General features: G+C 68.9%; 6 protein-coding genes and 1 pseudogene. 3 read left to right on the top strand and 4 right to left on the bottom strand.

What is annotated here, in order from left to right; genetic code table 11:
- Nucleotides 1-125 precede the first annotated feature (125 nt).
- The 4 genes from L995_RS27960 to L995_RS27945 are packed head-to-tail and all read right to left on the bottom strand — an operon-like array spanning nucleotide 126 to nucleotide 3,587.
- A complete protein-coding gene (locus tag L995_RS27960) occupies nucleotides 126-803 on the bottom strand; it encodes an N-carbamoylsarcosine amidohydrolase (protein WP_047474629.1) in 678 nt (225 codons plus the stop codon).
- Nucleotides 800-1,885, bottom strand: a complete 1,086-nt coding sequence (locus tag L995_RS27955) for a hypothetical protein (RefSeq protein ID WP_012203775.1) — start codon at nucleotides 1,883-1,885, stop codon at nucleotides 800-802. Before L995_RS27955 ends, L995_RS27960 begins: the two co-directional genes overlap by 4 nt.
- 50 nt (nucleotides 1,886-1,935) lie before the next feature.
- The gene (locus L995_RS27950) at nucleotides 1,936-2,787 is read right to left on the bottom strand and encodes an alpha/beta fold hydrolase (protein ID WP_047474627.1); all 852 of its coding nucleotides are present in this window, start codon (nucleotides 2,785-2,787) and stop codon (nucleotides 1,936-1,938) included.
- A gap of 11 nt (nucleotides 2,788-2,798) precedes the next feature.
- Nucleotides 2,799-3,587 carry a maleate cis-trans isomerase family protein gene (locus L995_RS27945; RefSeq protein WP_012203777.1) on the bottom strand — a complete coding sequence of 263 codons (789 nt, stop codon included), beginning with the start codon at nucleotides 3,585-3,587 and terminating at the stop codon, nucleotides 2,799-2,801.
- A gap of 323 nt (nucleotides 3,588-3,910) precedes the next feature.
- Here L995_RS27945 and L995_RS27940 point away from each other — a divergent pair, with 323 nt between their 5' ends.
- The 3 genes and pseudogenes from L995_RS27940 to L995_RS27930 form a co-directional block, all read left to right on the top strand.
- On the top strand, nucleotides 3,911-5,068 hold the full coding sequence (locus L995_RS27940; protein WP_016449030.1) for an FAD-dependent monooxygenase: 1,158 nt from the start codon (nucleotides 3,911-3,913) through the stop codon (nucleotides 5,066-5,068).
- A gap of 108 nt (nucleotides 5,069-5,176) precedes the next feature.
- Nucleotides 5,177-5,734 (top strand): (2Fe-2S)-binding protein, encoded by a 558-nt coding sequence (locus tag L995_RS27935; protein ID WP_047474625.1) that lies wholly within the window; start codon nucleotides 5,177-5,179, stop codon nucleotides 5,732-5,734.
- Nucleotides 5,731-7,204, top strand: a pseudogene (locus L995_RS27930) (cytochrome c); the annotation flags it as partial. The gene L995_RS27935 and the pseudogene L995_RS27930, both read left to right, overlap by 4 nt.

Here is a 7,204-nt window from a genome sequence, read left to right as displayed (position 1 = left end):
CCGCGTGGGCAGGTTCATGGGGCGGTGTTCTTCGCGGGCACGCCTTCAGGCGTGCCCTGTGCATGTTATGCACTCCGGGGCCGGCTGCGCAGGGCCGGCCCCATAGGCGCGTTGGCGCGGTGGGATCAACCTGCGGCGAGGGCGTCGGTGTCGGCGATGGCCTGGCCCAGCGGCATCACGGCCGCGTACTTCTGGGCCATGTCGAACAGGTTGGCCTCGTGCGGGCCCAGGGCGCGGTCGCCGCAGCAGTCGGCCACGACCAGCGGGCGAAAGCCCGACTGCATGGCATCGACCACGCTGGCGCGCACGCAGCCGCTGGTCACGCAGCCGGCCACCAGCAGGGTCTGCACGCCGCGCTGGGCCAGCCAGGGTGCGAGCATGGTGCCGAAGAAGGCCGAGGGCGTGCTCTTGCGCACCACGTATTCGCCAGCGGCCGGGGCCAGCTGGGGCACGATGGCGCTGTGGGGGCTGTCTTCCTTCAGGGTCAGCATGCCGGGCACCTTCAGGCAGAAGATGTTGTGGTCGGCATCGTCGTCCGAGAACACGATGCGGCTGTGCGCCACGGGCCAGCCGCGCTCGCGCGCATGGGCCAGCAGGTGCTGCGTCTGCGCGATGGCTTCGGGGATGTTGCCGCCGCCGAAGACGGCCGGGTCGGCAAAGCCGTTGACGAAGTCGATGATGAGCAGGCCGAACGGGGCCTTGAGCGGCAGCGGTGTGCCGAAGCCCTGGCGTGCGTAGGCAGAGATGTCGCCCTGCACGCCCTCGGTGGGAACGCTCTGCGTGCTGGTGGTGGCGGTTGTCATGCGATGTCCTTTCCTTGCTTGGACCTTTTGGCGGCGCGCGCCAGTCCTTCCTCGTCCTGCACCACGCCGTCGATGACCGTGGGCTTGCCATCCAGCGCCACCGAGCAGTGGCGCATGGGGATGTCGATGTGGCAGGCCGTGGTGCGGCTGCCCCCGGCCTCGTTGTTGGGGCCCATGGACCACAGGAAGTTGCCCTCGAAGGCGCGGGCGTCCATGCCGATGTGGGTTTCCTTGTTGTAGTGGGCCAGCATGGACCAGTGGGCGCGCGGCTGCAGCCCCCAGCCGATGTGGGAGACGGCATAGGCCTCGGGGTCCTCGTAGGAGGCCATGTACTCCTTGAGGATGTCGGCCTGCAGGCCGCCGCTGATGCGCGTGACGTAGCCCTTTTCGATGACGAGTTCGATGGGCTCGGTCACGTAGTCCTTCATGGGCAGCAGGATGTCGCCCCGGTCCAGCACCACGCGGCCGTTGCTCTCGCCCTCGTCGGGCCAGGTCAGCACGAAGCCGCTGGGCCAGTGGTCCCAGCGGCCGGGCTGGTCCACGAAGCCGTATTCGCAGATGGCCGGGAAGCTGCCCAGGCGGCAGCGCAGGTCGGTGCCCGCGGCCGAGGTGATGTGCATCTGCCCGGCCGCCTCGATCAGCTTGGATGCGGCCTGCACGCGTGCGCGGTCGCCCTCGGTGGGCACCAGGCGGCACAGCACCTCGGGCGGCTCCACGGCCAGCAGGATCTTGGTGCCGGTCTGCAGGATCTCGTGCTGCTCGGGCGAGAACAGCAGCGTCATCAGGTCCAGCACCAGGTCGCTGGCCTTGAGCGCGGCGATGGCGGCGGGGTTGCCGGTCAGCGGCGTCGTGCCCAGGTAGGCCAGCGAGTCGCGGCTCAGTGATTTTTCGGCGTTGACGGGCGGCAGGTCCAGGCGGTTGACGCGCGCCCCCATTTCGCTGGAGGCGGCAATGGCGCAGCGCAGCGTCTGCGGGTGCGTGTCGGCGCCCGTGAGCACGGTGACGGTCTGGCCGGCTTCGAGCCGGGACAGCGTGAGCACCTGCTTCCAGGCGTGGATCAGATCGATATCGCTGACGGACATGGTCGGCTCCTTGGTGTCGCGATGGATGGGAGTGGGCTGCGGTTGGACATTCAGTCCACCCGCGCGCCGAGGAAATCGCCCAAGGCCACGTAGAACCCGGCCTCGTTGTCCCAGGGAATCATGTGGCCGGCATTGGGCACGCGCACATGCTCGGTCTGGGGTGCCAGGCCTTGCCACTCGGCCACGTCCTCGCTGCGCACCACGTCGCCGCGCTCGGCCGTGACCAGCAGCAGCGGGTGCTGGATGCGGGGCAGGTCGGCATGGATGTCGTCACGGCCGAAGTCCTCGAAGCTCTGCACGATGGCCGGCTCGTGGCAGGTGTGCAGCCACTGGGCGCGCAGCTGGCGCTGCTCTTCGGTCCAGGTGGGGCAGAAGGCGCGCATGGCCTCGGCATCCATGCCCAGCGTGGCCTGGCGGATGGAGTCCACATACCAGGGCAGGGCGGCCGGGTAGGCGCGGCGGCCGGGGCCGGAGACCGGCGGATCGACGATGACCAGGCGCGTGAGCCCCACCGGCTGGCTGCGCGCGGCGCGCACGGCGATGCGCCCGCCCATGGAGTGGCCGACCAGCGCCCAGCGCTGCAGGCCCAGGGCCTGGGCGAAGGCGGCCACGTCGGCGGCCTGTGCATCGAGGCTGTAGTCCAGGCCCGGGCCGGAGGACGACAGGCCGCGCCCGCGCACGTCCAGCACATAGGTGTCGAACTGGCGGCCCAGGTGCTCGGCCACGAAGCCCCAGGTCACGGCCGGGCTGGTGATGCCGGGGATCAGGATGACGGCGTCGCGCTGCGCGCGTTCGCCCTCGGCGCCGCCGTAGCGCAGGTAGTGCTGGCGGATGCCGTTGGCGTGGACGTTGCCGCCGTAGCGGAATGTGCTGGGGGTGGGGGAGCTGGAATGGCTGGTCATGCGTGTGTTCCTCAGGCCTTGGCTGCGCTGGTGCCGGTGTCGTAGGGGTAGGCGCCCGACAGCAGCGCACCCGCGCCCGGCACCACGGGGTCCAGCCCCAGTTCCTTGAGGATGGCATAGGTGGTGGCGATGGAGGCGGTCAGCACGGGCTTGCCGGTCTGGGCCTCGACCTGGGCCACGGCCGGCAGCGAGGGCATCTGCACGCAGGCCGACAGCACGATCACGTCGGCGTCGGCGTAGTTCATGCCGGCCACGATGCCGGGCAGCTTGGCGGGGTCGTGGCGGCCCACGTCCAGGTTGTCGGGGATCTCCAGCGCGCGCCAGTCCACGATCTCGAAGCCTTCGGCGGCCACGTAGTCCATGACCAGCTGGGTCAGCGGAATCATGTAGGGCGCCACCAGGGCGATCTTCTTGGCGCCCATGACCTTGAGCGCTTCCACCAGCGCGCCGGCGCTGGTGATCACCGGGGCGGTGGCGCCATTGCTGGCCGTGCGCTCGGTCAGGCGCTGCTGCGAGACGCGGTGGTAGCCCTTGCCCATGGCCATGATGGCCACCAGGCAGGCATAGCCCAGCACGTCCACGCGCGCGTCGCTCAGCTCCAGCGCGCAGCGGTCGCTTTCGGCGTCCATGGCGGCCAGTTCCTCCTTCTGGACCTTCTTCATGCGCATGCGGCTGGAGTGGAAGGTGAAGCGGTCCTGCGGGCGCAGCGTGGAGTGGGCCTGCAGCATGGCCGGCACCTCGGTCTCCATGGTGGTGTTGGAGCTGGGGACGATCTGGCCGATGCGGAACGTTTTGGTCATGGACTTGCCTTTGCGAAGTTTCGAGGGTTTCTGATCAGAATCAACTGAGTGTGTACGCTTTATTCTTGCAAAAGACGTGCCGCCTTGCAAATGAGAATTTTCTCGGGGTTTGTACTGATTTGGTGCAGAAATTGCACCAAAAATGGCGAACTTCAATTTATTCTGCCGCCCTATGGTGCATGCATCGATTTGAAAAATTCAAGCGCATACACCTGAATTAAGTGTTTTGTTGCCTGGCACGCTTCCTGCTGTACACCCTGCAAGGACGCGCCGAAGCAACGGTTGCCCCGTCTGGCTTTCAACATTCCTGCTAGGAGAAAACTGTGTCTCAATCCCCTCGAATCGCCGTTGTCGGCGCCGGTCTCGGCGGGGCTGCAGCTGCCAAGCTGCTGCTCCAGGAAGGCTTCAATGTCCGCGTCTATGAGCAGGCGCCCAGCTTCTCGCGCCTGGGAGCCGGCATCCATGTCGGGCCCAATGTGATGAAGATCCTGCGCCGCATCGGCATCGAGGACGCGCTCAACGAGCAGGGCTCGCATCCCGACTACTGGTACAGCCGCCACTGGCAGACGGGCGACGTGCTGGCCCAGATTCCGCTGGGCGACTACGCCGTCAAGGAATACGGCGCCAGCTACCTGACCGTGCACCGTGGCGACTTCCATGCGCTGCTGGTCGAGGCCCTGCCCGACAGCGTGATGGCCTACGGCAAGTTCCTGACCAAGGTGGAGGATCGCGGCAATGTGGTCGTCATGCACTTTGCCGACGGCACGACCGAGGAGGCGGACATCGTCATCGGCGCCGATGGCGTGAACTCCCGCATCCGCGAGGAACTGCTGGGCCCCGAGCTGCCCAAGTACGCGGGCTACCTGGCCCACCGCGCCGTGTTTCCCACGCCCGAAGTCAAGGCCGGCATGCTGCCCTTCGACGCCTGCGTGAAGTGGTGGAGCGATGACCGCCACATGATGACCTACTTCGTCACCGGCAAGGCCGACGAGCTGTACTACGTGACCGGCGTGCCCGTCGAGAAGTGGGACCTCAACGACCGCTGGCTGCCCAGCAGCAAGGAAGAGATGCGCGAGGCCTTCTCGGGCTGGCATCCCACCGTGCAGGCACTGATCGACGCCACCGTGGAAGTGACCAAGTGGTCGCTGCTCGAGCGCGATCCGCTGCCGCTGTGGAGCCGTGGCCGCCTGGTGCTGCTGGGCGATGCCTGCCACCCCATGAAGCCCCACATGGCCCAGGGCGCCGCCATGGCCATCGAGGACGGCGCCATGCTGGCGCGCTGCCTCAAGGAAGTCGGCGCGCACAACCATGAGCTGGCCTTCGCCCTGTACGAAGCCAACCGTGCCGAGCGCGCCAGCAAGGTGCAGCGCATCTCGCACGACAACACCTGGCTGCGCACCAACGAAGATCCGTCCTGGTGCTTCGGCTACGACGTGTTCAACGTGCCCCTGGTCGAGCCCAAGGTCAAGGCAGCGGCCTGATACTCGCTGCCTTGCCGGACGAGGGGAGGGGAGGGAATCCCCCCACTCCTGTCCGGCCGCAGAACGCCGACATCCTGAACCGCAGCCAAGTTGCAAGAGCCTCGTCCCATGGGAACCCCAGTCCATCCAAGCAGTACCCCCCACCCCATCCGCCTGCAGGTCAATGCACGCGCATGCGAGGTGCCGGCAGCGCCCGGGACGGCGCTGCTGCATGTGCTGCGCAATGACCTGGAGCTGAACGGGCCCAAGTACGGCTGCGGCCTGGGCGAATGCGGCGCCTGCACGGTGCTGATCGATGGCGTGGCCGCGCGTTCCTGCGTGATCCCCGTGCGGGCGGCCGTGGGCCGCGAGGTCACCACGCTGGAAGGCCTGGGCTCGCGCCAGTGCCCCGGCCCCACGCAGCAGGCCTTCATCGACTGCCAGGCGGCCCAGTGCGGCTACTGCCTCAACGGCATGATCATGACCGTGGAGGCCCTGCTGCGCCGCAACCCCAATCCCACCGAGCAGGAGCTGCGCAACGAGCTGCACCACAACCTGTGCCGCTGCGGCACGCATGTGGAAATCATGCAGGCCGCCCTGCGCGCCGTGCAGCTGCGTGCGCAACGCGCCGCGCTGCAGGCACCCTCCGGTTTTCCATCTTCCAGCGCGGGCGAGGTCCAGCCATGAGCCCGGCCGGCAACACTCCCGCCCTGCCTTCCGACCTGCTGCACGGCCTGGCGCTGCGCCCGCCCGTCGCGGCCTGGGACGGTCTGCGCTACCGGGGCAGCGTGCCCCTGCATGCACGGTTGCAGGACGCCCAGGCCATGGCTGGCGTGGTGGCCGCGGTGCAGCGCGGGCATTTTCTGGGCGTGGTGGCCGTGGCGCCTGTCCATGCCCGGCAGGCCGCTGCCAGCCTGGCCCCTGCCTGGGACGACCGGCAGGAAGCCAGGGCCGCCAGCGCGCCCCGTGCTGCCGACAGAGCCGACAGAGCCGACAAGGCTGGCAAGGCCGACCTGCCCGATGCCGGCCGCTATGTCTGGCGCATGGCGGCGCCCGTGTCTTGCGAGGGTGCCGCACGCGCAGCCGTGTGGTGCCTGGACGGCCATGCCAGCGTCTGGCTGCCGCCCTGCGACGCCGGCGTGCGGCAGATGATCGGCCGCGAACTGGCCGCATTGCTGCAATGCCCCGAGTCCGCGCTGCGGCTGTTCAGCCTGCCGGCCACGGCGGCCGGCACCCCGCATGTGCTGGATCTCATGGACGCAGCGGCCGATGCGGCCCTGCTGTCCCAGGCCGTGGGCCGGCCTGTCAGCGTGGCCTGCGAGGCCTGGACTGCTGCGGGCAGCGCAGACAGCCGGGAGCTGGTGCTGAGCGTGCATGCGCGGCCTTCGCAAGGGCTTGAAGCCGACACGGTGGTGCAGCCTCAGCCGGGCAATGCATCGCCGCAGCCAGACCTGCTGCTGTCCGACACGCCCTGGGCCGTGCGCCCCAGCATGGCGCGCCTGTTGAGCCAGCCCGAGCTGGCGCGCGCCGCGGCCCTGGCCACCGTGCTCGATGCCGGCGAAGTGCATGAACGCAGGCTGGCCGCCAGCCTGCGGCATGCCGGCGTCGATGATCTGAATGCCGCCCAGGTCTTTGCCCGCGAAAGCCACTGGCATGAGCAGGCGCTGGACCAGGGCCGTGACCCGCTGCAATGGCGGCTGCAGCACCTGCCCGAAGGCCCGGTGCGCGATCTGGCCCGGCAGGTGGCCGAGCGTGCGCAGGCATCGCAGCAGGCGCCATCCCACCAGGGGGCCGACGGCCGCCTGCTGGGCCGGGGCTTTGCCACCGCCCAGCTGCAGACCCTGGATGCGCAGGGCGCCGACCTCCATGCCTGGAGCGCCTGGGTGGCCGAGGTGGCCGTGCACCCGCAAACGGGCGAGATCGAAGTGACCCGCGTCGTGGCCGGCCATGACAACCGCAGCATGCAGGCGGCGCAGGCCGCCAGCACGCGGCCCGAGATCGTCCAGCAGGACCCGCAACTGCTGGCCGACGCGCGCCGGCTGCTGGGCGCGGCCCCCGCTTTTGACGACTGGGCAGGGTCCACAGCTTCCGCTGCTTCTTTCGATGTGATCGCCAAGCCCGGCTCCGACCTGGCGCAGCGTGCGCCCGGCGATATCG

This window comes from Delftia sp. ZNC0008, from assembly GCF_000799035.1.
In the GTDB taxonomy this organism is placed as follows: domain Bacteria; phylum Pseudomonadota; class Gammaproteobacteria; order Burkholderiales; family Burkholderiaceae_C; genus Comamonas; species Comamonas tsuruhatensis.
Note: the sequence above shows the minus strand (reverse complement) of the source record. Positions and strands in the feature narration are given on the sequence as shown.

Excerpts from the sequence above, each read along its gene's own strand:
- L995_RS27960 (WP_047474629.1), bottom strand. The coding sequence starts at position 803 with ATGACAACCGCCACCACCAGCACGCAGAGCGTTCCCACCGAGGGCGTG.
- L995_RS27955 (WP_012203775.1), bottom strand. The coding sequence starts at position 1,885 with ATGTCCGTCAGCGATATCGATCTGATCCACGCCTGGAAGCAGGTGCTC.
- L995_RS27950 (WP_047474627.1), bottom strand. The coding sequence starts at position 2,787 with ATGACCAGCCATTCCAGCTCCCCCACCCCCAGCACATTCCGCTACGGC.
- L995_RS27945 (WP_012203777.1), bottom strand. The coding sequence starts at position 3,587 with ATGACCAAAACGTTCCGCATCGGCCAGATCGTCCCCAGCTCCAACACC.
- L995_RS27935 (WP_047474625.1), top strand. The coding sequence starts at position 5,177 with ATGGGAACCCCAGTCCATCCAAGCAGTACCCCCCACCCCATCCGCCTG.